Origin of the sequence: Isoalcanivorax pacificus W11-5, from assembly GCF_000299335.2 — a bacterium.
Lineage (GTDB): Bacteria > Pseudomonadota > Gammaproteobacteria > Pseudomonadales > Alcanivoracaceae > Isoalcanivorax > Isoalcanivorax pacificus.
Genome location: NZ_CP004387.1, coordinates 3,849,537 through 3,870,657 on the forward strand (window position 1 = coordinate 3,849,537; position 21,121 = coordinate 3,870,657).

The following is a 21,121-nucleotide window of genomic DNA, read 5'->3' on the forward strand; positions in this document are numbered from 1 at the left end:
AAAAAATTGAGGGAACACTGCATGTCACAGCCCATGTTTCGCCGCGCGCCACTGGCGGTCGCCATCCTGAGCGCGCTGTCCTTGCCGGCACAGTCGGCGCTGGTTGACGAAGAGGCCACGCCGGCCTTCGTGGTTCACAGCACCACTCAGGGCTATTCCATTTCCAGCTATGACATCGCCGCATTGCCGAACCGGCGTGTCGCCGTGCTCTGGACAGAACACCAGAGCGGCTCCAGTTTCCCCGACCGGGTGTTGCTGCAGCGATTTGATCACCAGGGCCAGCCCGTGGGCGAACAACTGACCCTGTTTGAAGAGGGCTTACTGGAGCTCATTCCCTCCTACACCGTGTCGCTGACCCACGCCCGTCTTGCCGCCGATGCCAGCGGCAACATGGTCGCCACCTGGGGCATACAGACCGGCCCGCTGAACACCGTCTGCGACGGCGACGCGGCGCTGGTGCGCATCCGCGCCAATGACACCATCACCGGCCTGTCGCTGGTGCAGGATGATCAAGTACTGACCGACGGCGGCCATTGCTACCCCTCGGTAGCGATGGATGAAGACGGCGACTTCGCCGTGTTATGGCGCCACGAAACCGATGATCTCGACCGGTACATGCTGCGCACTTTCCTGGCCAACGGCACCCCCATTTCAGGCTACGTCGAAGTCGCCGAGCCGTCGATCAATCTCGCCGGCGGCGCCATCGCCATGCAGCGTGACGGCACCCTGCTGGTGGGCTGGCAAGCCGAACAGAGCGTGGGCCAGGAATTTATACTGGGTACCCGCTACAGCCTTGCCGGCGAAGCGCAGGACACCGTGCCGTTTCGCCTGGACAACGACTCCCAGGAAGGCTTCAGTGTGTTCCAGCGCGATCCGTCCCTGACGGCGGACCAGGAAGGCGGCTTTGTGGCGGTCTGGGCGCAGCTCACGCCACTGGCCGCCGACGAAGGCGACCCGGACAATGGCCTCTCCGTGCGCGGCCAGCGCTGGCGTGCGGACGGTACGCCGGGCGACAGCCTGCTCGCCGGCGGACGGCAATATAACGGCTCCAATTCCTTTTCCGCCCCCGGCGTGGGTGCTGATACGCAGGGCAACCTGGCCACTGCCTGGTTCTACAGAACACCCGGCGGGCAGTGGGACCCCGCCGCCACACTGCTCGATGCCAACAGCGAAGTGATTGGCGAGGCCGCCCAGCCGTTCGTTGAAGACCCTGCCACCGACACCCGCGTGAGCCATCCGCGTGTGGCGATGAACAACCAGCTGATTGCCGTCGCCTGGAGCGAGCGCGAGGCCAGTAACAACGATACAGAACTCAAGGTGCGCATCTTCCCGCCGCTGGCGGAGCCGACGCCCGGCAGCAGTGGTGGCGGTGGTGGCGGTGGCCCGGTCGGCCCCCTGGCCCTGCTGGCCGTGCTGCTCGCCAGCACCTGGCGCCGCCTGTCACGACGCTGACACCGGCGAAAAACGCTACACTGCCCACGGGCCCGCCGGCAGGCATTCACATCCTGCTGGCAGGCCCCGTTTTTTTCTGGCGTCTTTTTTTGCCGAACGGATACCGTGATGGCCCAGCACCCACTCCTTCAGGCCGCCCTGCGTGCACAGCAGCAGGGACAACCACAACAGGCCGCCACCCTGTACCAGCGCCTGTTGCGGGAACAGCCCGGCCATCCCGAAGGCACCCTGCACTATGCCCTGCTGCATGCGCAGTCGGGCCAGCCCGCCGCTGCCCTGGCATTACTTGATCCTCTTGCAGAGCGTTTTCCGGAGGTGCCTGCCGTACACATCAATCGTGCAGAGATACTGCGCCGGCTGGGGCGCTTTGAAGAAGCCATCGCCTGCCTGCGCACATTGATTCACCAGATGCCGGACCAGCCACTGATACGCTTCAACCTCGCGCTGGCGTTGCGCGGCGCGGGCCATCTGGACGATGCCATCCGTGAATACCAGGCGGTACTGCAGCAAAAGCCGGACTATGCGGATGCCTGGTATAACCTCGGCAACACCCAGCTCGAAGCGGGCCACAACGACGATGCCCTGCGCAGCTATGAAGAAGCGCTGTCCCTGACGCCCGTTGCGCAGCAGCCACGGGTGCTCAACAACCTGGGCAGCACGTTGATTTACCAGCGGCGCTATGGCGACGCCGAAGCCCCCCTCCGGCGCGCCATCGACATCGCGCCGGGCTACGCGGAGGCGCATCTGAACCTGGGCGTGACGCGGGAACGGCTCGGGCAGATCGCCGAGGCCGCCACCCATTTCCGTCGCGTGGCCACCTTGCAGCCCGCGCACTGGTGGCATGCCCTGCGCGCCGACATTCTGTGCCCGGAAGTGTTTCCCACGTCGGCAGCCATCGACCACTGGCGGCAGGGTTTTGCAGACACCATTGCCCGCTGGCGCGAGCAGCCCGGCCAGCTTGACCCGGCGCAATTGCAGCACAGCGGTGTCGAACCGCCGCCCACCCTGATGTACCAGGGCCGCGAAGACCGGGCGCTGAAAAGTGCTTACGCCGACATGCTCGCACCAAGGCTGCCCGCGTTTGAACCGCCCGCCGCCCGCACCGGTGTCGACCGTTACCGCATCGGCTTTTTCGTCAATCACGGCCACGAGGCCATTTTTGCGCGCAGCATGCTCGGCATTTTTCAGCGTCTCGACCGGCAACGTTTCGAGATCGTTGTCGCCGTGACGCAACCGGCGCTGCAACATACCCGGACACTGCTACCCATTGAGGATCTGTGCTGGCTGCCCCTGAGCACTGTGGTCAACCAGGCCGCTGCGCAATTACGCGCCGCGCAACTGGACCTGCTGTATCACTGGGAAACAGGCTCGGATTCCGGCAATTACTTCATGCCCTGGTTCAGGACGGCGCCAATGCAATGCACAAGCTGGGGCTGGCCACTGACCACAGGTATTCCGGCGATGGACTATTTTCTGTCGTCCGCATTGGTAGAACCGCAGGATGCCCAGCGATTGTATCGGGAAAAATTGCTGTGCATGCCGAGCAATCTGTTCACCTGGGCCGAGCCACCCGCGCTGCCAGCCCGTGCGGCAACGCGCTCAGATTTCGGTTTCAGCGAACGGGATCACCTGTACCTGTGTCATCAGAATCCGCGCAAGATCCACCCGGATTTCGACGGCCTCGCCGCCGCCATTCTGCAACGCGATCCACACGCCCGACTGTTATTGATCGGCAGCCCCACCGGCAGCGAAACCGCGCCACTGCGGGCGCGATTGCAACACCATCTCGGCCCGCTCGCCGAACGCGTGCACATCCTGCCGCGCATGCCGCGCGAGCAATATCTTTCACTGGTCAGTCTGGTGGATGTGGCCCTGGACCCGCCGCACTACACCGGCGCCAACACCAGCTTCGATGCGCTGGGCCTGGGCGTGCCGGTCGTGACATTGCAGTCCACATTGCTGCGGGGGAATTTCACTTGCGGGCTGTATCAGCAGCTGGGCAACACGGCACTTGTTGCCCACGATGCCGCGCACTATATCGAGAGCGCCCTGTTGCTTGGCGGCGACCTGGCCTTGCGGCAGCACTGGCGCGATACACTGCTGTCCGGTGGTGAGCGCCTGTTCCGTGACGAGCGTGCTGTCAGCGAACTGGAAACGGCCTTGCTGACCATGCTCGCTCAGCGCTGACGCGCGTTTTACTCGCACTCTCCACGCCGCCAGGACATTACCGGCGGCTGGATACACGCCTGGCAGCTATTGCCAAACTGCCCCAGCGCCTGCCCGTCTTCACCGAAACCGCACACCGGGTCATGAATCATCGTGCACACAGCACGCTCAGGCGGAATGCCGGTTTTTTCGCAGCGGGTGGCGCCGTCCGGCATCGTCGGGCTGCTCTGGCAGCCAGTGATGGCAAGGACACCGGCTACCAGGCTGGGGGCCATCAGGCGACGAATCAGCATGTCCTTCATGGTGCGCTCCTTGAGTTGCAGAGGTCGGTCCACGGCCACCATGGGCCAGCGGTATCGACACAGGGTACACTGAATGCCAACACTAATAAGTTAACAAATGTTTTACCGGGGGAGTCCTGTCTTATGCTGTCTGCGTCGCACCCTGCCCGTTTCTCGCACCTTGCCATGCTGTCGTTGCTGCTTGCGCTGGCCAGCTGCACCCCCTCCCCGGATATGACCGCCACACCGGATGCCATTCGCGAGCGCGGCGAGCTGGTGGTGCTGACCCGCAACGCCCCGACCACCTATTTCATCGACCGTGATGATCAGGCCACCGGCTTTGAACATGATCTGGTGCTGGATTTTGCGGCCACGCTCGGCGTGCCGGTGCGTTTTGAAGTGCTGCACAGCATCACGGAAATCCAGGAAGCGCTGGCCGCAGGCAGGGCACACCTGGCCGCCGCCGGCCTGACGCGCCTGGAAAGCCGTGGTGATCGGTTCAGTTTTGGCCCCGGCTATTACGAAGTGCAGCAGCAGGTCATCTGCCACCGCAACGGCCCGCGCCCGCGCACGGTGGAGGAACTCCGCGAGGTATCACTTCTGGTGATCGGCGATTCCAGTTATGAGGCGCGGCTGAAGGCACTGCGCGACAGCCAGGTGCCTGAACTGACCTGGCAGACTGACAGCAGCCTCTCCACGGAAATGGTGCTGCAGAAAGTCTGGGAACAGGAGGTCGACTGCACCGTGGCAGATTCCAATATCTTCGCCATCAACCGGCGCTATTTTCCTGAACTGGTGATGATGTTCCCCCTCAACGAACCGGAAGAACTGGCCTGGCTGCTGCCACAGGGGGCCGATGCACTGAGCGACGCCATCACTGACTGGTACCACCAGGCCAACGAAGCCTCCTTCATCACGCTGGTCGCCGCGCGTTATTACGCCCACGTGGAAATTTTTGATTACGTCGATATCGCCCGCTTTGTGCGACGCATTCAGGAACGGCTGCCGGAGTATGAAACCCTGTTCCGCCAGGCCGCTGATGAATATGGCTTCGATTGGCGCCTGCTCGCCGCACAGGCCTACCAGGAATCACACTGGGACCCGGCGGCGCGCAGCCCCACCGGCGTGCGCGGCATCATGATGCTGACACTGCGCACGGCCGGCGAAGTGGGCGTGACAAACCGTCTCGACCCGGCGCAAAGCATCATGGGCGGCGCCCGCTACCTGGCCAATCTGCGCGAGCGGCTGCCGGAGAGTATCGAGGAGCCACACCGGACCTGGATTGCCCTGGCCGCCTACAACGTGGGCCTGGGCCATGTGCACGATGCCCGTGTGCTGGCCGAGCGGCTGGGACGCAATCCGGATTCCTGGATCGATCTGCGCACTGTGCTGCCAAAGCTTTCGCAGCCGGAACACTACCGCTCACTGCGCTACGGCTACGCCCGCGGCAGCGAGCCGGTGCAGTATGTGCGGCGTATCCGCAACTACGAGGACATCCTCAACCAGCAGCTTGCCATGGCAGAGTGACATCTCCGGATGCGCGTGAAATTGCCAGTGCCGACTGGCACAGTTGTACAATATTTTACATTTCATCACGCGTGAGGTGGCGACAGCACCCCGGCCTTGCTTCATGGTTGGCACAATTGTGCTAACGGTTGTACACCCAAGATGACGGACCACCGGGTTTCCCGCCAATCGCTGACCGCCACACCGCCGCGCCCCGCGCAGGCCGGTGCTGCACCGCTGTTCAGCAATGACAGCGCCCGCCGCATCGACCACTGGCTGGACGAGCATGCCACGGCACTGGATGCCGACGGCCAGCCCGTCACCTCGCTGTTCCTTGCCGATGACGTCGTCGCCTACCGTATCGACAGCCTGCTGGTCAGTGCTCGCACCAGCGACATGCTGCTGCAGGATATGGCCCGCCAGCTCGCCCGCCGCCACCACCTGGGGGACGACGGCATTGCCCTGCTGCAGCGGGCGCTGGATATCCTGCGCGGTGAACTGCGCCAGCAGCCCGGCGCCTGATCGCCGGCTCTCTCGCCACGTTCTGTTTCGCTTCAATCCAGCCGCTTGCGGAAACGCAGGATCGCCAGCGTCATCATCAGCGCGGTGAAGACCAGCAGCGCCAGCACTTCACGCCACATCTCTGTCAGGTCCGCCCCGCGCAGCATGATGCCGCGAATCAGGCGCAGGAAATGCGTCAGCGGCAATGCCTCCGCCAGCCACTGCACCACCTGCGGCATGCCCGCGAACGGAAACATGAAGCCGGACAGCAGGATCGACGGCAGGAACACGAAGAATGTCATCTGCATGGCCTGGAACTGCGACTGCGCGCGGGTGGAAATCAGCAGCCCGAGGGTCAGGTTGGCGAGGATCAGCAGCACGGCGGCGACATACACTTCCCATACGCTGCCACGGATCGGCACCTGGAACAGCCACAACCCCAGCAGCAGGATCACGCTGGTCTGCACCAGCCCGATACCGGCATAGGGCAACACCTTGCCGACCATCAGCTCGGCCCGGCTGACCGGCGTGGCAATCAGCAACTCCATGTTGCCGCGTTCACGCTCACGGACGATGGCCACGGCGGTGAACAGCACCATGGTCATGGTCAGGATCACGCCAATCAGCCCAGGCACGATGTTGACCGCAGAGCGTCGCTCGGGATTGTAGAAGCTGACCACACTGATCGGCTCCGTGCGCGATGCCGCAGCCTGCGTCAGAGGCATGCGCGCCAGCTGGACGGCCGCGCTCTGCACCACGGTGTCGCTGCCATCCACCAGCACCTGCACGGCTTCGCGGCCTTCGCTCAGACGCCGTTCGAAGTCCGGCGGAATCACCACACCGACACTGATATCGCCACGGCGCAACAGGTCCATCAACTGTTCGGGCGTGTTCGCCCGGGCCACGGGGCGGATCACGCCGGTGGCGAGCATGTCCATCACCACGGTGCGCGACGCGGCGTTGCCGGCCTGGTCGGCAATACCGGCCGGCAGGTGGCGCAGGTTCAGGTTGATGGCGTAGCCGAACAGCACCAGCTGCATCACCGGAATAACAACGATCATCGCCAGCGTAATGCGGTCGCGCCGCATCTGGCGCAGCTCTTTCAGGAAAATGGCATACAGCCGTTGCCAGTTCATGCGGCATCGCTCCCGGCGCTGTCGCGCGTCTGGCCACGGGTGGCGGCGACGAACACGTCCTCCAGGTTCGGCCCGGCCTGGTGCACGCTCGCCTCCAGCCCGGCCTCATGCAGCGCCCCCGCGAGCCTTGCACTGAGATCCTCTTTCGTCTGCGCCAGTACGCGCAGGCTGTTACCGATCTGCGCCACGCTGAGCACGCCGGGGAAATTGACCAGCACCTGCTGCGCGCGGCGTGGCTGTGCCGCCACCACTTCGACGCAGCGGCCTGTGAGGTCGCGGGTGAGCGCGCCCGGCGCGCCGTCTGCCACCAGCACGCCACGGTCCAGAATGGCGATGCGGTGGCAGCGCTCGGCTTCGTCCATGTAGTGGGTGGAAACAAGAATGGTGGTGCCCACATCCGCCAGGTCGAACAGCTTTTCCCAGAAATCACGGCGGGACTCCGGGTCCACGGCGCTGGTGGGTTCGTCCAGGAACAGCAACTCGGGTTCGTTGATCACGGCACCCGCCAACGCCAGCCGCTGCTTCTGGCCGCCGCTCATGGTGCCGGCCAGCTGTTTCTGGCGGTCGGCAAAGTGGTACTGCTCGATCAGCTGGTCGATGCGCGCGCGTGCCCGCTGGCGCGGCAGCCCCTGCACGGCAGCAAGGAATTCCAGGTTCTCTCGTACTGTGAGGTCTTCGAACAGGGAAAATTTCTGCGTCATGTAGCCGATGCGCAACCGCAATGCCTCGGCTTCATCCGGCACGGTCAGACCCAGCACCTGGATCTCGCCGGCGGTCGGTGTCAGCAGCCCGCACAGCATGCGGATGGTGGTGGACTTGCCGGAACCGTTCGGGCCAAGGAACCCGTATACGTGCCCGCGCGGCACCGTCAGGTCAACGTTGTCCACCGCGCGCAGTGCGCCAAACTGCTTGCTCAGCCCACGCGCCCTGATGGCCGGCCCCTGCTCGCCACTCATGGCGCCGGCCCGAACTCGCCGCGCACCGGCAGGCCGGCCGGCAAGGCCTGCGCTGTCTTGTCCAGCTGGATTTCGGCCAGGTAGCTCAGGCGTGCGGCGTCTTCGCCCGTCAGCGCATAGTACGGCGTGAACACCGGCTCGCTGCGGATCATGCGCACGGTGCCGGGGTACTCGCTGTCGCGCCCCTCGACATGGATACGCACTCTGTCGCCAACCTGTACATCAGCGCGCAGCGGCTCGGGCACATACAGCCGCGCGTAGGGTGCGTCACCCACCAGCATCACCACCAGCGGCGCGCCCACCGGGGCCTGGTCACCAAGCCTGTATGGCAGGCTGTCGATGCGGCCGTCGCGGGGGGCGGTCAGCGTGAGTTTTTCCAGCAGGTTTTTCTGCGCGGCGGCCTGTGCCTCGGCGGCGCGCAGGACGGCTTCGCCCTGGGCAAGCTGTTCGCGGCGCACCCCGTTTTCCAGTTCTGCCAGGGCAGCTTCGGCGGCGCGGGTTTGAGCCCGCGCCCTGTCCGCCGCCGCGCGTGCGCGATCCAGTTCCGTGGCGGACACCAGCTTGCGTGGCAGCAACGGTTCGATGCGTGCCAGGTAGGCGCGGGCATCCGCTTCACCGGCACGTGCGGCGGCCAGGCTGGCCCGGGCCTGGTCGATCTGTTCGCGCCGCGCACCATGCTGCATTTCCAGCAAGGCTTCGCGGCCACGGGCCACGTCCGCTTCGGCGGCGCGCCACTGGGCTTCGGTGCGGGTACGCTCCAGCGTCATCAGCACGGCACCGGCGCTGACCTGCTCACCTTCGCGCACCCTGATATCGACGATCCGTTCTGCAGCCGGCGAGGGCAGCGTGATGCGGTCGTATTCCAGTGTACCCAGTGCCTGTGGCGGGGCCTCTCCACAGGCGCTGAGCGCCACCAGCAGGGCCGTCAGCAACAGCCCGTCACAGCAGCGTTTTTCCATCACCAAGCTCCAGTCCGCGTTCCAGCAGCACCAGCGCGTGCCGGCGCACATCATCCATAGTCAGCGCGTCTGCGCTGAACACTTGCCGCCAGATCGGCGCCCCGGCCACCGGGAACATCGTCAGCCCGATCAGCGACACCATCAGCAGGCGCGGGTCCAGCGCCGGGTTCAGCGCCCCTTCTGCCTGGGCCTGCTGAAAGCGCGCCGCCAGTAACTGGCCCAGCGACGGCGCCAGCCGTGTGATCAGCAGGTCACGCAGTGCGCCGCCTTCCGTGACCACTTCCCGCACCCACATCGGCGGCAGCCAGGGATGCTCCCCCACCACCTCGAAGACGCTGTCGACGAACAGCCGCAACAGGGACGGCACGTCGCCGGCGGCCGTCATCAGCGGCGCGCGGATACGCTCAAAGACCGGCATCAGGCGGTCTTCAATCACGGTTTCGCGCAGTTGGCCGGCATCGCCGAAGTAGTAATGCAGCATGGCCGGCGTGACATCTGCCTCGCGGGCAATGTCACGCAGGGTGGTGGCCTGGATGCCGCGGCGGACATAGCAGGCCAGGGCGGCATCCAGCAGCACATCGCGCGGCACTGTGCGACGAGCGGCCGGACGGCCGGGGGAGCGGCGTGGGGGTCGGGTTGTCATGATGCAATTATTTAATTGATCGTTTAATTAAGTGCAAGAGGAAAGTGGCGGCCTGCGAAAAAAAGCTGGCAGCCCGAAACCCGCAGCCCGCCACTAAACAATACTGTCCACCACCCCGCCATCGACCCGCAGCGCCGCTCCCGTGGTGGCGGAAGCCTGCAGCGAGCACACATACACCACCATATTGGCCACCTCGTCGACAGTGGCCGGGCGGCGCAGGATGGAGCTGGGCCGCTCCGCCTGCACGAATTCGGCGCCGGCTTCCTCGATGCTCTGGCCGTTTTCCTCGGCGGTTTCCGCCAGCATGCTGCGGAAACCATCGGAAAGCGTCGGGCCGGGCAGCACGCTGTTCACCGTCACGCCGGTGCCGGCCGCAAACTTGGCCAGCCCGCGGGCAATGGCGAGTTGTGCCGTCTTGGAAAACCCGTAGTGGATCATGTCGGCGGGAATGTTCAGCGCCGACTCGGAGGAAATGAACACTACCCGGCCCCAGTCGGCGGCCAGCATGCCCCGGAGGTAATGCCGGCTCAGGCGCACGCCGGACATGACGTTGGTCTGGAAGTAGGCCTCCCAGTCTTCATCGGTCACATCGAAGAAGGGCTTCGGGCCATAGATGCCGACGTTGTTGACCAGGATATCCACGGTCGGGGCGGCCTTGATCAGCTGCGCGGCGCCGGCGGCGTCACCGAGATCCGCCACCACGCCTTGCAGTGACGCGCCCGGCACAGCCTGCAGCAGGGTCTGGCGCGCCGCGTCGACACTGGCCTGGCTACGGCCATTGAGCACCACCAGGGCACCACTTTCCGCCAGGCCCTGCGCAATGGCCAGGCCGATACCGGCCGTGGAAGCCGTGACCAGGGCGGTCTTGCCGGACAGATCAATACGCATGACACACACTCCACAGACAGACCGGCGTCAGCGCGGCGCCGGTGACTCGACTTCGCCCTTGTCGGGCACCTCTTGCTGCCCTCGCCCGGTTTCCCGCCGGTGCTGGGCACGGCCCAGCACACCGCCGGTCACCGCCCAGCCCAGCGCGATGCCGGCGCCGATCAGCATGGCCAGGGCCGGCAGGCTCTCCAGCAGATCCAGCCCGCGTTTGAGCCAGCCGCTGAGGGCATCGCCGCCGCGATAGACCACGGTGTCGATAAAGTTCTTGGCTTTGTATTTCTGCTCCGCCGGCACCACCGTGTAAAGCATTTCCCGGCCCGGCCGCACAAACGCGTATTCGCCGGCGCGACGTACCACCATCACCACCACGAACACGGCCAACACCGGCGCGAAGGCCAGCCACAGGAAACCGGCCGCGACCACCAGCGGCACGGCCACCAGCAGCACGCCGACCCCCAGCCTCTGCGCCACACGGCCCGTGAGAAACACCTGCGTCAGGATCGCCAGCACCTGCACCACGGTGTCGATCAGGCCGAACACCTGTGTCTGTTCGGTGCGGTCAGTGAAGTGCAGCGCCACCATGCGCGCCTGCTCGAAGTAGAGGAAGGTGCTGACGCTGGCGAGCAATACCACGAACAACGCAATGCCAAGCAGATATGGCGAGCGGGCCACCTCAGTGGCCCCGGCGAACGGATTGCCTCCGAGTGGCGCCCGCCATTCCTCCGCTGTGGGCGCAGCCGGCGCCGGATGATGGTCGCGCCAGCGGTACAGCCACAGCCCGGCCGCCGCACTGGCTGCCAGCAGCAGCGCCGACAACAGCACCAGGCCACTGTGGCCCAGCGGCGCCACCAGCAGGGTGCCGAGCAGCGGGCCGGTCAGGCCGCCCAGGCTCGCGCCGCCGGCCACCAGGCCGAACAGCCGTCTGGCCTGGGCCGGCTCGAGCACATCGGCCAGCGCACTCCAGGCCAGCGAGATGGCGAGCAGGTTGAACACCGACAGCCAGATGTAGAAGGTACGCGCCACCCAGGCATTCTCCGGCACACTGCTGAACGCGGCGGCAAAGAGCAGCAGGTTCAGCACGAAGAAGCCGTAGGTCCACGGCAGCAGATGCCGGCGCGCCACCATGGAGGCCAGAAAGCCGAACAGCGGCAATGCCGCCAGCGTCGCAATGAAGGTGCCGGTGAACAACCATTGCAGGTTCTCGACGCCACCGGCGATGCCCATGGTCTCGCGCACCGGGCGCAGCATGAAATAGCCGGTGAACAGCAGGAAAAACATCAGCAGGCCCGCCGTCACCGGCGGTGCCTCCTGCGGCTTAAGATTGAACAGCCGGCTCACCAGCCGGGTGAGTGCCTGCGCGGCAACGCGGTGCGGCGCCACGGCTCAGGCAAACATGCCAATCAGCGAACGTTGCTGCGCGTCCGTCAGCAGCGGCCCGATGCCGCCCTGGAGATTGTCCGCCTGTCGGTCGGCACGGCTGGTGGCCGGGATCACCGTGGTCACCGCCGGATGACTGATGGCGAATTTCAGGAACATCTGCGCCCAGGAACTTACGCCAGCCTCTTCGGCCCAGTCGGGCAGCGGAGTATTGCGCACACTGGCAAACAGACGGCCATCATCAAAGGCGCGGTTGATCAGCACAGCCACGCCCTTTTCCTGCGCCAGTGGCAGCACTGTGCGCGCGGCATTGGGTGAATTGACGGAATAGTGAATCTGGATGAAATCCAGTTTCTCGGTGCGCAGGATCTGTTCCAGTTCGTCCAGGCCGCTGTCGAGATAGTGGGTCACGCCGACGTATTTCGTCTTGCCCTGCTCTTTCAGTTCGCGCGCATAGGGCAACTGGATTTTCCACTGGCGCAGATTATGGACCTGCAACAGCTCGACATGATCGGTGCGCAGCCGGCGCTGTGATGCTGCCCATTGCGCCTCGGCGGCCTCGCGCGTGTCAGCGGCAATTTTGGTGGCCAGGAAGCACTGCTCGCGCCAGCCGCCCTCCTCCAGCAACTGCCCCAGCACCGCATCGGCACCGCTGTAGTTGGGAGAAGTATCGATCAGCGTTGCACCGCCCTCGAAGAACACCTTGAGGACATCCTTCAACCCGTTGAATTTGTCCGAGCCAGGCGTGGCCTCGAAGCTACCGGAGGTGCCGGCGCCAATGACGGGCAGGGTTTCACCGGTAGCGGGAATGGCGCGCTGGCGCAGCGCCTGGGCAGATTCGCCGGCCAGGGCAAAGCCGGCGCGGGACACCAGCGCCAGGCCAGCGGTGGTGGCCATGGCGGCATGAAGAAAACGGCGACGTGAATACATGGCGGGCGCTCCTTTGCAGTCTGCTCAGTGGACTACCCTATCCCAACGGCGATAAAGCAGGCCAATTCTTAAGGAACCTCTGAATAACTCCCCAGTGGTTCTGGCTTTCTGGGCGGCGCCTGATCAAGGCGCGACTTCGAAGGCATAGCGGGCTACGTCGAGAAGTCGTAACGCGGAGCAGGCGCCGCCCAGAAAGCCCCGCAGGGCGGGCGCTACAGCACGCATTAGCCGCGTTGCGACGCTTGGCAAGGGCTACGGCCATTGCCGGCGCGCCGCGCCTTGCTACTGCATGCTGTAGCGCCCGCAGAACCACCGGGGAGTTATTCAGAGGTTCCTTAACCAGACCAGAGGGAGCGCCCAGGGTTCAGCGCTGCTCCAGTTTCGCCATGCGCTCGCTGATATCACGCAGCAATCGCACGATCTCTTCACGTTCGTGGCGCGCCTTGTCGTCCGCCGCCTGGCGCTCGGCACGCTGCTCGCTTTCGTGCACTTCCTGGGTGGCGCTGACGATGATGGCGATGAACAGGTTCAGCACCATGAAGCTGGAGATCAGGATAAACGGCACGAAGAACAGCCAGGCCCAGGGATAGGCTTCCATGACCGGGCGGGCGATGCCCATGGACCAGCTTTCCAGTGTCATGATCTGGAACAGGGTGTAGGCACTCTTGCCGAGTGAGCCGAACCAGTCCGGGAACTGATCACCGAACAGCTCGGTGCCCATCACGCCAAATACGTAGAACATCATCAACAGCAGCGCGGCGGTCCAGCCGATGCCGGGCAGTGCCTGCAGCAACGAATCCACCAGCATGCGCAGGCGCTGCACGGTGGAGAGCAGGCGCAGCACCCGGAGAATGCGCAGGCTGCGCAGAATCTGCAGCGGGCCGGAGGCCGGTACCAGTGCGATGCCGACAATCAGGAAATCGAACACATTCCAGCCGGATCGGAAAAAGCGCGGGCCGAAGGCCACCAGCTTGATCACCAGCTCCGCCACGAACACCGCCAGCACGCCCTGGTTGAGCCACAGCAGCACGGCGCCAAAACGCGCCCGCGCCACGTCGGACGTTTCCACACCCAGCACCACCGCATTGATCAGAATCAGCACAGTGATCAGCCGGCGCAGGGCCGGTGATTCAATCCAGTCGCCGAGACGCTGCTGCCAGCCCGGGGCCGGGGTCTGCGTGCTGCCGTAATCCATGCCACTGTACTCCGCTCACCACCAAAGCCGGGGAGTATACCCAAGTCAGGGGAGCACAGACTCCACGGCACGGATCAGCGCGTCATCGTCCGGGGCGATACGGCTGGAGAAGCGCCCCACCACATTGCCATCCGCGTCCAGCAGGTACTTGTAGAAATTCCAGCGCGGCGCACCGCCGCCCTCTTCCGCCAGATAGCGGAACAGCGGCAAGGCATCCTCCCCCTTCACCGGCTGTGGCGCCGTCATGGTGAAAGTGACGCCGTAATTGATATAGCAGACGCTGGCGGTCTCGGCCTGGTCGTCTGCTTCCTGGCGAAAATCATCGGAGGGCACACCAAGTATGTTCAGGCCCTGGTCATGATAGGTCTCATACAGGTGTTGCAGCCCGGTGAACTGTTTGGTGAAACCACAGAAGCTCGCGGTATTGACCACCAGCAGTGGCTTGCCGGCGAACTGGCACAGGTCCACGGTGTCGCTGGAATGCAGTTTTGGCAGCGTCGCATTGAAGGGCGCGGGACACTCCCCGGCCCGGACGCACAAGGGAACAAGCAACAACAGGGTGACGGCAGCACGCATGATCGGTCGGTCTCCAATGGGGGGCACAGTGTCGTGCCAACGGCAGCACGGTGACGTGAACGCGTTACAGGCCTCGCGTCCAGAACATCATGGGTTTCTCACTCTCGGTCGCGTCACCCGTATCGCGCCAGGCGTAATGGGTCAGCATGTGCGGCTGGCGCTGGTAACCGCGCGCCATCCAGAAGGTGTCCAGCGGCCGGTAATCCGCCGGCCGCGCCGGATGGTCAGCCGCCCGCTGCACGGCGCAGAAGGTGGTCACCGGAAACCCGAGCCGCCCGGCAAAGGCTTCGCGCTCATCGAAAAACCGGTGGCCCAGGCCCCGGCCACGATAGCGGGCATCGAGAACGGATTCGCCAAAGTAGAACACCGACGACACTGGCACGCCCTGGTCCGTGAACGGTTTCCGGAACGCGGCATCAGCATCCGCCATCGGCAGGCCACTGGACGCACCGATCACCCGGTCGCCGTCCAGTGCCAGCACCATCAGGCTGTGCGGCGAGTTCGCGTAGCCATGCAGGTAATCGCGCTCATAGGTCTCCGTGCCCTCGTACAGATAGGGCCACTCGCGAAACACCTGGATGCGCAGGCGGGCCAGGTGATCGAGCCAGGGCAGAATGGCGGTGCCGGAGACCGGCAGGATGGCGAGTTCAGGCATGGCAGTGCGACAGGGTGGGTAGCAACGAAAGACATTATGGGCAGCAAAGCCACCCGGCGCGAGCCCACCGCGTCAGGCAGCGACCAGCTTTTTCACATTCAGGCGATGACGATTCTGCTCGGCAAACCAGAGCTCATACTGAAGTTGCTGGTTGAGCCAGCTTTCGGCGCTGGTCTCAAAGGCAATGGAAAGCCGCACCGCCATCTCCGGGCTGATACCGGCACGCCCGTTGAGCAACGCACTCAGCGCCTTGCGACTGACGCCCAATGCCTCCGCCGCCTCTGTCACAGACAACCCCAGGGGTTCAAGGCAGAGCGCTCTGATGATTTCGCCCGGATGGGGCGGGTTGTGCATCCGCATGACACGGCCCTCAATGATAATCCTCGTAATCCACCACCTCGGCATCCTCACCGTCGAAGCGGAATGTGACACGCCAGTTAGCGCTGACCGTCACCGACCAGATATCCGCTCGACGCCCGGACAACGGGTGCAATCGCAACCCGGGTAACGCCATATCGCACGGCTCACGCGCCGCATGCAGGCGGCCAAGTATCAACCGCAACCTTGCTGCATGGGCGGGCTGGATACCCGCAGTGGTGCCCGTCTGAAAGAAGCGGGCCAGTCCCTTGTGCCTGAAGCTTCGAATCATGCGAATCGTAACCCGATACGTCACAGGTATCAATTAATGGTCAACGGCTCTCCAGCAACTGCCGCCCCAGCGCCGCCAGGACCTCCTGCTCCGCCACCTGGTACACCGCCGTGCCATGCTCTGCCGCCATGTCCGCCAACAGGGCGCGCAGCCGGGCGCAGGCCGCTGGGGTGAACAGCGGTTCGCCATCGATAAAGTTGAAGACGACTTCCGGCGGGTCATCCGGGTGGAAGGCGAGCTGGCGCGCGGCCATGGTCTGCCACCAGCGGGTCAGGCCGGTGTGGCTGCGGTCAGTCCAGTCGGGAATCTGGTCGGCATCAACGCGCTCGGGCTTGTCGGGCATGGTGCACCTCCGGGATGATCTGCCCGACAATAGCAAAACACTGTCCTTATGAACAGTTATCGTGCTGCCGCCAGCACCAGCGTGGCGCCGGTGAACAGCAGCAGCACGAACACCGCCTGCCGGAAGCGCTGCTCGTCGATACGCCGGTGCAGCCATTCGCCGAGCACCACGCCCACCACCAGCAGGGGGACATAGCCCAGCAGCCGGGGCAGCGCCGGCAGCAGGGTGCCGTCGATAAGGAAGATCAGGGTCAGCAGGCTGTTGAGCGCAAACCAGACACAGATCAGGGTGGCGCGGAAGCGGGTCTTGTCCAGTTGCACGCCGGTCAGGGCGTAGACCAGCAATGGCCCGCCGGAGGCGAACAGGCCGTGGGTCAGGCCGGCGCCGAGCATCAGGGTGCGGGTCAGCCAGGGCGGGTGGGCGCTGCCCTGGGTGGCACGCGCCATACGCCAGAGTTCGCGTGCGGCAAACCAGACAATCAGGGCGCCAAAAAGGGTCTTGGCAAGGCCCGCCCCGAGCGCCGGGCGCAACAGGTAGCCGGCAACGGTGCCCAACGCCATCAGCGGCAGGATCATCCGCAACAGGGTGGGCAGATGAATGTGCCGGTAGTGACGCAGCGTCAGGTAACCACTCATCAGGATGTTCAGCGGCACCAGCACCGGCAGCAGCGCCGGTATGGGGAGCAGCATCGCCCCCAGCGAGAGGGCAATGACGATACTGCCGAATCCGGTGACGGCTTCGATGGTGTAGGCGATCAGGATGAACAGGCCGAGCCACAACCAGGGATCGATCACTGCTGCAGCTCCACCGCGAATTTCTTCATCATGATGCGCAGATACAGGTCCGGCGCCAGCCGCCAGAGCAGGCTGCCGAACACCGCCAGGTTGTCGGAGTAGACGCGCTTTTTGCGGCGCGTCCAGGCATCGACGATACGCTCGGCCATCCAGCCGGCGTCTTTCATCTTGCCGACCATGGACCGTGCGTGGGACGCCGGTTTGCCGTCGAACCCAAGCGCATGCTGTTCGATCGGCGTGTCAAGAAAACTCGGGTAGGCCATCAGCACATGCACGCCGTGCTGTGCCTGTTCGCAGCGCAGCACTTCAAACGATTGCGCCAGCGCGCTCTTGGCGGCGCAATAGGCAGTGCGGCCGAGCACCGGCATCCAGCCGGCCATGGAGCCGATATTGATGATGCCGCCCTGGTGTGCCTGCAGTTGCTGCAGGCTGGATAACGCCAGTGCCAGCGGCGCATCCCAGTCCACCTGCATGACTTTGCGCAGCACCGCCATGTCGGTTTTTTCTGCCAGTGAACGGTGCGTGATGCCGGCGTTATTGACCAGGACGCGCACGCCGCCAAACCGGGACTGTGCCAGGTCCATCAAGGCATCGCGATGCGCCAGGTGCGTAATGTCACCGGCCAGCGTTGCAACCCGTGCCGGGGTAGCCAGCTCTGTTTCGCGTTGCGCCAGCAACGCCGCATTCATGTCGGCCAGCAGCACATTTTCACCACGTCGGTGAAACGCCTGCGCCAGGGCCCAGCCAAGGCCGCCGGCGGCGCCGGTGATCAGGATACAGCTCATACATCACCCCGTGCGCGCGCATGCTCGACGTAATAACGGAACGTCTGCTCGGAGCTTTTCTCCGGCAGGTAACCAAATTCTTCCTTCAGGCGACGGTTGCTCAGCACGGGCCGGTAGCGCAGGAAGTTGACCTGCTCGGGGCCATAACGGCCGATACCGAGGTGTTTGCCCAGCCACAGCACACTGCGTATCAGGCCCGGCGACAGCGTCAGCACCGGTTTGCCGAGGATGTCTGCAATCTGGTGGATGGTGAGCGCGCCATCACCTGCCATGTTGTAAATGCCGGCAGCGTCTTCACGGATGCCCAACTCCATGGCACGGATCACATCCCCGTCCCAGATAAACACGAACGGTGAATCACTGCCCTTGATGGCCAGCAAACGTTTTTTGGCGAACAGGTGGGTAATCAGGTTGCGTGTGTGCGCACCGAGAATGGTGCCGGGACGGAAGATCAGTTGTTTCAGTTGCGGGTATTCCTGGCGAAACTCCGCCAGCATGGTTTCGATCTGGCGCTTGTGATCGGAATAGGGAAACTCCGGGTTGCCGCGCAGGGCATCCTGCTCATCGATCCAGTCCGGATTGTCGGGATAGTAACCATAGGCAGCGCCGGAGCTGGTCACGGTGATATGGGAGACGCCCGCCCGCACGGCACTGATCAGCACGTTGCGGGTGCCGTTGACGTCAATGTCATAGTCGCGGGCACGGTCGCCGCTGGCATCCAGCACCGATGCCAGATGCACCACGTGGGTAATTTCCTCGCGCTCCATCAGTGCCTGGATGGCGCTGTCGCGCACGTCCATTTCTTGCACTGCAAACGGCAGGTCATCGCGGCGGCGGATATCGGTGCCGACGACGTTGAAATCTGCCGCCAGCCGGGTGCCCAGCAGGCTGCCCACATAACCTGCCGCGCCAGTGATCAGGATATTCTTCTGCATCGGTAAGCTCCGGGTTCAGGCTGTGCGGACGTCGCGTGTGCGCGACCAGATTGACGCCAGGGTCAGGCCGGAGACCAGGTGCCAGACACCCCAGAAAGCAGTGATCAGCATCATGCCGCCAGCCTCGGGGAAGAAGGTGAACAGTATCACCAGCCCCAGGCCCGAGTTCTGGATACCGACTTCCAGCGTCACCGCACGCCGGTCTTCCAGCGGCAGCCGTAACAGACGCGCCATACCGTTGCCGAGCGACAGCGCGAGCAGGTTGTGCAGCACCACCAGCCAGAAGAAGGTATGAAAACGCTCCAGGAACAGGTCCACATTGTTGCTGAACGCAATGCCGACAAAGCCAAGAAAGACCACCAGGGCAAAAATGCGCAGCGGTTTTTCGCTGCGGGCGGCAAAGCCGGGAAAGCGCTTACCGACCCACATGCCCAGCATCAGCGGCACCCCCAGCACCAGCAGGACCAGTACCAGAATGCTCAACGGATCAAGGGAAATGCTGGTCAGCAGTTCGCGCGTGTTCGGGTTCAGGTAACCGTAGAGCGCAAAATTCATCGGCGTCAGCACCGTGGCCACCAGGCTGGAGACGGCCGTCATGCTCACCGACACCGCCACATTGGCTCGCGCCAGCCAGGTCATCACGTTGGAAAAACTGCCGCCGGGGCAGGACGCCACCAGGATCATGCCCAGCGCCAGTTCCGGGTCAATATCCAGCGCCCAGGTGGCCAGGCAGGTAGTCGCCGGCAGCAATATGAACTGGGCAAACAGGCCGGCCAGTGGCGCCACCGGGGCAATCAGAATGCGGCGGAAATCTTCTGTCTTCAGCGTCAGTGACACGCCGAACATCATGCACGCCATGATGACGTTGAGCATGATCAGGCTGGCAGGGTCAAAATGAATCGGCAGTGGCCCTGACATCAGCGCGCACCCGCCACGCGCTGACGCGCCCGGGCCAGGCTGTGCTGTTCTTCCCGCATGGCCCTGATCTGCGCCAGCACCGCCTTGCGGTAACTGTCCTTGTGCACGTAATAGGCCATCCGCTCCAGTTTCAGGTAATCGTAGCCGCCGTCCATCACGTTGCCGGCCTCGCGCCGTTTGGTCTCTTTCAGCCGCAGGGCCGCCGGCGAACCGTTGGCCAGTTGCCGGATATACAGCGCCGCCATTTCCGCCTGCTCATTACGCCCTTCCCACCCCAGGCCGGCGGCCTCGATCATGCCCATCATGAACAGGTTGTCGTAATCCGGATGGAACACATTCAGGTAAAGCTGTGGCGCCCCGGCGCCCTGTGGCCAGTTCAGGTGCTTACGATCAATGAAGGGATAATGCAGCTTGTAGCCGGTGGCGAGCAGGATGATGTCGTACTCACCCTCGCTGCCATCGGTGAAACACACCCTGTGCCCGTCGATCCGGGCGATATCGCGCCGCGCCTGAATGTCACCGTGGCCAAGGTGATGCAGGATCAGCGAGTTCATCACCGGGTGCGATTCGTACATGCGGTAATCCGGATCCGGCAGGCCATAGCTGGAGGGCTTGCCCATCACGAGCTTGATCAGCAGGCTGTCGGCCCACTGCTTGAGCCGGCGCGGCAGTTTCAGTTTGCCGAGCGTGTCGGTGGGCCGGCCAAGCAGGAATTTCGGCAGGAAGTAATAACCGCGGCGCACGGACAAATCCACGCTGCGCGCATGGTGTACGGCGTCCACGGCGATGTCGGCGCCGGAATTGCCGCAGCCCACCACCAGCACACGCTGGTCACGGAATACTTCCGGCGAACGGTATTCGCTGGAGTGCATCACGCGCCCGGCAAAGTCGCCCGGCAACGTGGGAATGTTCGGATGGTGCAGGGTGCCGTTGGCAATCAGTACGCCATGGAAGCGGCGTGTCCGGGTAACGCCGTCGCGTTCGGAGGTGACCAGCCAGCCAGCGCCGTCCGGTTCCACGCTCAGCACGCGGGTGTTGAATTCAAAGCGACGGTACAGATCGAAGTGGCGGGCGTAGTCACGGAAGTAGGCGCGCATTGCGTCATGACGCGGATAGGGCGCCACGTCGTCGCGCATGGGAAACTCCGCGAACTCGGTCATGGTCTTCGAGGATATCAGGTGCGCTGTCTCGTACATGGTGCTGTGCGGGTTATCGATATCCCACAGGCCACCCACGTCATCGTTCAGCTCGAAGCCGGTAAAGGCGATGCCCTGCTTGTCCAGGTTGCGGGCCGTGGCCAGCCCCATCGGGCCGGCGCCGATTAGCGCGTACATGAGCTCTCCTTCTTGTTATGCTTGGGGTCAAAAGACCAGCCAGATGGGTCAGCATAGGTCAGCCGCCCAGAGGTGTACCGGCTCATTCGGGACGCCTGCCGGTCAATTCGGGACCGGCCTGAAATCAGGATGACACCAAGCG

At 64.2% G+C, this 21,121-nt stretch carries 23 protein-coding genes; 4 read left to right on the forward strand and 19 right to left on the reverse strand.

All coding sequences use genetic code 11. The annotated features are described in order from the left end of the window. The first annotated feature begins 21 nt into the window (after nucleotides 1–21). Both S7S_RS17255 and S7S_RS17260 read left to right on the forward strand, forming a co-directional pair. On the forward strand, nucleotides 22–1,452 hold the full coding sequence (locus S7S_RS17255; RefSeq protein ID WP_008734954.1) for a head-tail adaptor protein: 1,431 nt from the start codon (nucleotides 22–24) through the stop codon (nucleotides 1,450–1,452). Nucleotides 1,453–1,560: 108 nt separating this feature from the next. Continuing rightward, a complete protein-coding gene (locus S7S_RS17260; protein WP_008734951.1) occupies nucleotides 1,561–3,639 on the forward strand; it encodes a tetratricopeptide repeat protein in 2,079 nt (692 codons plus the stop codon). Between the two features lie 8 nt (nucleotides 3,640–3,647). Here S7S_RS17260 and S7S_RS17265 read toward each other — a convergent pair whose 3' ends face one another. Beyond that, the gene (locus S7S_RS17265) at nucleotides 3,648–3,920 is read right to left on the reverse strand and encodes a hypothetical protein (RefSeq protein ID WP_008734949.1); all 273 of its coding nucleotides are present in this window, start codon (nucleotides 3,918–3,920) and stop codon (nucleotides 3,648–3,650) included. A 123-nt stretch (nucleotides 3,921–4,043) separates the two neighbouring features. On the opposite strand from S7S_RS17265, the gene mltF reads away from it, so the two are divergent. Together mltF and S7S_RS17275 are read left to right on the forward strand one after the other, a co-directional pair. Next, nucleotides 4,044–5,426 (forward strand): membrane-bound lytic murein transglycosylase MltF, encoded by a 1,383-nt coding sequence (mltF, locus tag S7S_RS17270; RefSeq protein WP_008734947.1) that lies wholly within the window; start codon nucleotides 4,044–4,046, stop codon nucleotides 5,424–5,426. A gap of 141 nt (nucleotides 5,427–5,567) precedes the next feature. Then, nucleotides 5,568–5,927, forward strand: coding sequence for a hypothetical protein (locus S7S_RS17275; RefSeq protein WP_008734945.1), 360 nt, complete (start codon nucleotides 5,568–5,570; stop codon nucleotides 5,925–5,927). Between the two features lie 32 nt (nucleotides 5,928–5,959). Here S7S_RS17275 and S7S_RS17280 read toward each other — a convergent pair whose 3' ends face one another. From S7S_RS17280 to S7S_RS17365, 18 genes are all read right to left on the reverse strand, one after another. Beyond that, nucleotides 5,960–7,042, reverse strand: a complete 1,083-nt coding sequence (locus tag S7S_RS17280; protein WP_008734943.1) for an ABC transporter permease — start codon at nucleotides 7,040–7,042, stop codon at nucleotides 5,960–5,962. Next, a complete protein-coding gene (locus S7S_RS17285; RefSeq protein WP_008734941.1) occupies nucleotides 7,039–7,998 on the reverse strand; it encodes an ABC transporter ATP-binding protein in 960 nt (319 codons plus the stop codon). The genes S7S_RS17280 and S7S_RS17285 overlap by 4 nt, the downstream gene beginning before the upstream one ends. Continuing rightward, entirely contained in the window at nucleotides 7,995–8,957 is a 963-nt protein-coding gene (locus S7S_RS17290) for an HlyD family secretion protein (protein ID WP_008734939.1), read from the reverse strand. Before S7S_RS17290 ends, S7S_RS17285 begins: the two co-directional genes overlap by 4 nt. Next, complete coding sequence (locus S7S_RS17295; protein WP_035203705.1) at nucleotides 8,938–9,600, reverse strand: TetR/AcrR family transcriptional regulator; 663 nt, start codon at nucleotides 9,598–9,600, stop codon at nucleotides 8,938–8,940. Before S7S_RS17295 ends, S7S_RS17290 begins: the two co-directional genes overlap by 20 nt. A 93-nt stretch (nucleotides 9,601–9,693) precedes the next feature. Next, nucleotides 9,694–10,488: an SDR family NAD(P)-dependent oxidoreductase gene (locus S7S_RS17300; protein WP_041026030.1), complete on the reverse strand. Its 795-nt coding sequence runs from the start codon at nucleotides 10,486–10,488 to the stop codon at nucleotides 9,694–9,696. A 27-nt stretch (nucleotides 10,489–10,515) separates the two neighbouring features. Beyond that, nucleotides 10,516–11,868 carry an NTP/NDP exchange transporter gene (locus S7S_RS17305; protein ID WP_008734932.1) on the reverse strand — a complete coding sequence of 451 codons (1,353 nt, stop codon included), beginning with the start codon at nucleotides 11,866–11,868 and terminating at the stop codon, nucleotides 10,516–10,518. Nucleotides 11,869–11,871: 3 nt separating this feature from the next. Next, on the reverse strand, nucleotides 11,872–12,795 hold the full coding sequence (locus tag S7S_RS17310) for an aldo/keto reductase (RefSeq protein WP_008734931.1): 924 nt from the start codon (nucleotides 12,793–12,795) through the stop codon (nucleotides 11,872–11,874). A gap of 364 nt (nucleotides 12,796–13,159) precedes the next feature. Then, nucleotides 13,160–13,990 (reverse strand): ion transporter, encoded by an 831-nt coding sequence (locus tag S7S_RS17315; protein WP_008734930.1) that lies wholly within the window; start codon nucleotides 13,988–13,990, stop codon nucleotides 13,160–13,162. Between the two features lie 45 nt (nucleotides 13,991–14,035). Then, nucleotides 14,036–14,566 carry a glutathione peroxidase gene (locus S7S_RS17320; RefSeq protein ID WP_008734929.1) on the reverse strand — a complete coding sequence of 177 codons (531 nt, stop codon included), beginning with the start codon at nucleotides 14,564–14,566 and terminating at the stop codon, nucleotides 14,036–14,038. Nucleotides 14,567–14,630: 64 nt separating this feature from the next. Continuing rightward, a complete protein-coding gene (locus tag S7S_RS17325; protein WP_008734927.1) occupies nucleotides 14,631–15,221 on the reverse strand; it encodes a GNAT family N-acetyltransferase in 591 nt (196 codons plus the stop codon). Between the two features lie 72 nt (nucleotides 15,222–15,293). Beyond that, nucleotides 15,294–15,581, reverse strand: a complete 288-nt coding sequence (locus S7S_RS17330) for a HigA family addiction module antitoxin (RefSeq protein ID WP_008734925.1) — start codon at nucleotides 15,579–15,581, stop codon at nucleotides 15,294–15,296. Between the two features lie 10 nt (nucleotides 15,582–15,591). Further along, entirely contained in the window at nucleotides 15,592–15,870 is a 279-nt protein-coding gene (locus S7S_RS17335; protein WP_008734923.1) for a type II toxin-antitoxin system RelE/ParE family toxin, read from the reverse strand. 40 nt (nucleotides 15,871–15,910) lie between these two features. Next, nucleotides 15,911–16,213, reverse strand: a complete 303-nt coding sequence (locus tag S7S_RS17340) for a hypothetical protein (protein ID WP_008734921.1) — start codon at nucleotides 16,211–16,213, stop codon at nucleotides 15,911–15,913. Nucleotides 16,214–16,269: 56 nt separating this feature from the next. Continuing rightward, nucleotides 16,270–17,007, reverse strand: coding sequence for a sulfite exporter TauE/SafE family protein (locus S7S_RS17345; protein WP_008734919.1), 738 nt, complete (start codon nucleotides 17,005–17,007; stop codon nucleotides 16,270–16,272). Continuing rightward, nucleotides 17,004–17,792 carry an SDR family NAD(P)-dependent oxidoreductase gene (locus S7S_RS17350; RefSeq protein WP_008734916.1) on the reverse strand — a complete coding sequence of 263 codons (789 nt, stop codon included), beginning with the start codon at nucleotides 17,790–17,792 and terminating at the stop codon, nucleotides 17,004–17,006. Before S7S_RS17350 ends, S7S_RS17345 begins: the two co-directional genes overlap by 4 nt. Then, nucleotides 17,789–18,727, reverse strand: coding sequence for an SDR family oxidoreductase (locus S7S_RS17355; RefSeq protein WP_008734915.1), 939 nt, complete (start codon nucleotides 18,725–18,727; stop codon nucleotides 17,789–17,791). Before S7S_RS17355 ends, S7S_RS17350 begins: the two co-directional genes overlap by 4 nt. A 15-nt stretch (nucleotides 18,728–18,742) precedes the next feature. Next, the gene (locus S7S_RS17360) at nucleotides 18,743–19,645 is read right to left on the reverse strand and encodes a bile acid:sodium symporter family protein (protein WP_008734912.1); all 903 of its coding nucleotides are present in this window, start codon (nucleotides 19,643–19,645) and stop codon (nucleotides 18,743–18,745) included. Next, nucleotides 19,645–20,979, reverse strand: a complete 1,335-nt coding sequence (locus S7S_RS17365) for a flavin-containing monooxygenase (protein ID WP_008734910.1) — start codon at nucleotides 20,977–20,979, stop codon at nucleotides 19,645–19,647. Before S7S_RS17365 ends, S7S_RS17360 begins: the two co-directional genes overlap by 1 nt. Nucleotides 20,980–21,121 lie beyond the last annotated feature (142 nt).

Excerpts from the sequence above, each read along its gene's own strand:
- S7S_RS17255 (WP_008734954.1), top strand. The coding sequence starts at position 22 with ATGTCACAGCCCATGTTTCGCCGCGCGCCACTGGCGGTCGCCATCCTG.
- S7S_RS17260 (WP_008734951.1), top strand. The coding sequence starts at position 1,561 with ATGGCCCAGCACCCACTCCTTCAGGCCGCCCTGCGTGCACAGCAGCAG.
- S7S_RS17265 (WP_008734949.1), bottom strand. The coding sequence starts at position 3,920 with ATGAAGGACATGCTGATTCGTCGCCTGATGGCCCCCAGCCTGGTAGCC.
- mltF (WP_008734947.1), top strand. The coding sequence starts at position 4,044 with ATGCTGTCTGCGTCGCACCCTGCCCGTTTCTCGCACCTTGCCATGCTG.
- S7S_RS17275 (WP_008734945.1), top strand. The coding sequence starts at position 5,568 with ATGACGGACCACCGGGTTTCCCGCCAATCGCTGACCGCCACACCGCCG.
- S7S_RS17280 (WP_008734943.1), bottom strand. The coding sequence starts at position 7,042 with ATGAACTGGCAACGGCTGTATGCCATTTTCCTGAAAGAGCTGCGCCAG.
- S7S_RS17285 (WP_008734941.1), bottom strand. The coding sequence starts at position 7,998 with ATGAGTGGCGAGCAGGGGCCGGCCATCAGGGCGCGTGGGCTGAGCAAG.
- S7S_RS17290 (WP_008734939.1), bottom strand. The coding sequence starts at position 8,957 with ATGGAAAAACGCTGCTGTGACGGGCTGTTGCTGACGGCCCTGCTGGTG.
- S7S_RS17295 (WP_035203705.1), bottom strand. The coding sequence starts at position 9,600 with ATGACAACCCGACCCCCACGCCGCTCCCCCGGCCGTCCGGCCGCTCGT.
- S7S_RS17300 (WP_041026030.1), bottom strand. The coding sequence starts at position 10,488 with ATGCGTATTGATCTGTCCGGCAAGACCGCCCTGGTCACGGCTTCCACG.
- S7S_RS17310 (WP_008734931.1), bottom strand. The coding sequence starts at position 12,795 with ATGTATTCACGTCGCCGTTTTCTTCATGCCGCCATGGCCACCACCGCT.
- S7S_RS17315 (WP_008734930.1), bottom strand. The coding sequence starts at position 13,990 with ATGGATTACGGCAGCACGCAGACCCCGGCCCCGGGCTGGCAGCAGCGT.
- S7S_RS17320 (WP_008734929.1), bottom strand. The coding sequence starts at position 14,566 with ATGCGTGCTGCCGTCACCCTGTTGTTGCTTGTTCCCTTGTGCGTCCGG.
- S7S_RS17325 (WP_008734927.1), bottom strand. The coding sequence starts at position 15,221 with ATGCCTGAACTCGCCATCCTGCCGGTCTCCGGCACCGCCATTCTGCCC.
- S7S_RS17330 (WP_008734925.1), bottom strand. The coding sequence starts at position 15,581 with ATGCGGATGCACAACCCGCCCCATCCGGGCGAAATCATCAGAGCGCTC.
- S7S_RS17335 (WP_008734923.1), bottom strand. The coding sequence starts at position 15,870 with ATGATTCGAAGCTTCAGGCACAAGGGACTGGCCCGCTTCTTTCAGACG.
- S7S_RS17340 (WP_008734921.1), bottom strand. The coding sequence starts at position 16,213 with ATGCCCGACAAGCCCGAGCGCGTTGATGCCGACCAGATTCCCGACTGG.
- S7S_RS17350 (WP_008734916.1), bottom strand. The coding sequence starts at position 17,792 with ATGAGCTGTATCCTGATCACCGGCGCCGCCGGCGGCCTTGGCTGGGCC.
- S7S_RS17355 (WP_008734915.1), bottom strand. The coding sequence starts at position 18,727 with ATGCAGAAGAATATCCTGATCACTGGCGCGGCAGGTTATGTGGGCAGC.
- S7S_RS17360 (WP_008734912.1), bottom strand. The coding sequence starts at position 19,645 with ATGTCAGGGCCACTGCCGATTCATTTTGACCCTGCCAGCCTGATCATG.
- S7S_RS17365 (WP_008734910.1), bottom strand. The coding sequence starts at position 20,979 with ATGTACGCGCTAATCGGCGCCGGCCCGATGGGGCTGGCCACGGCCCGC.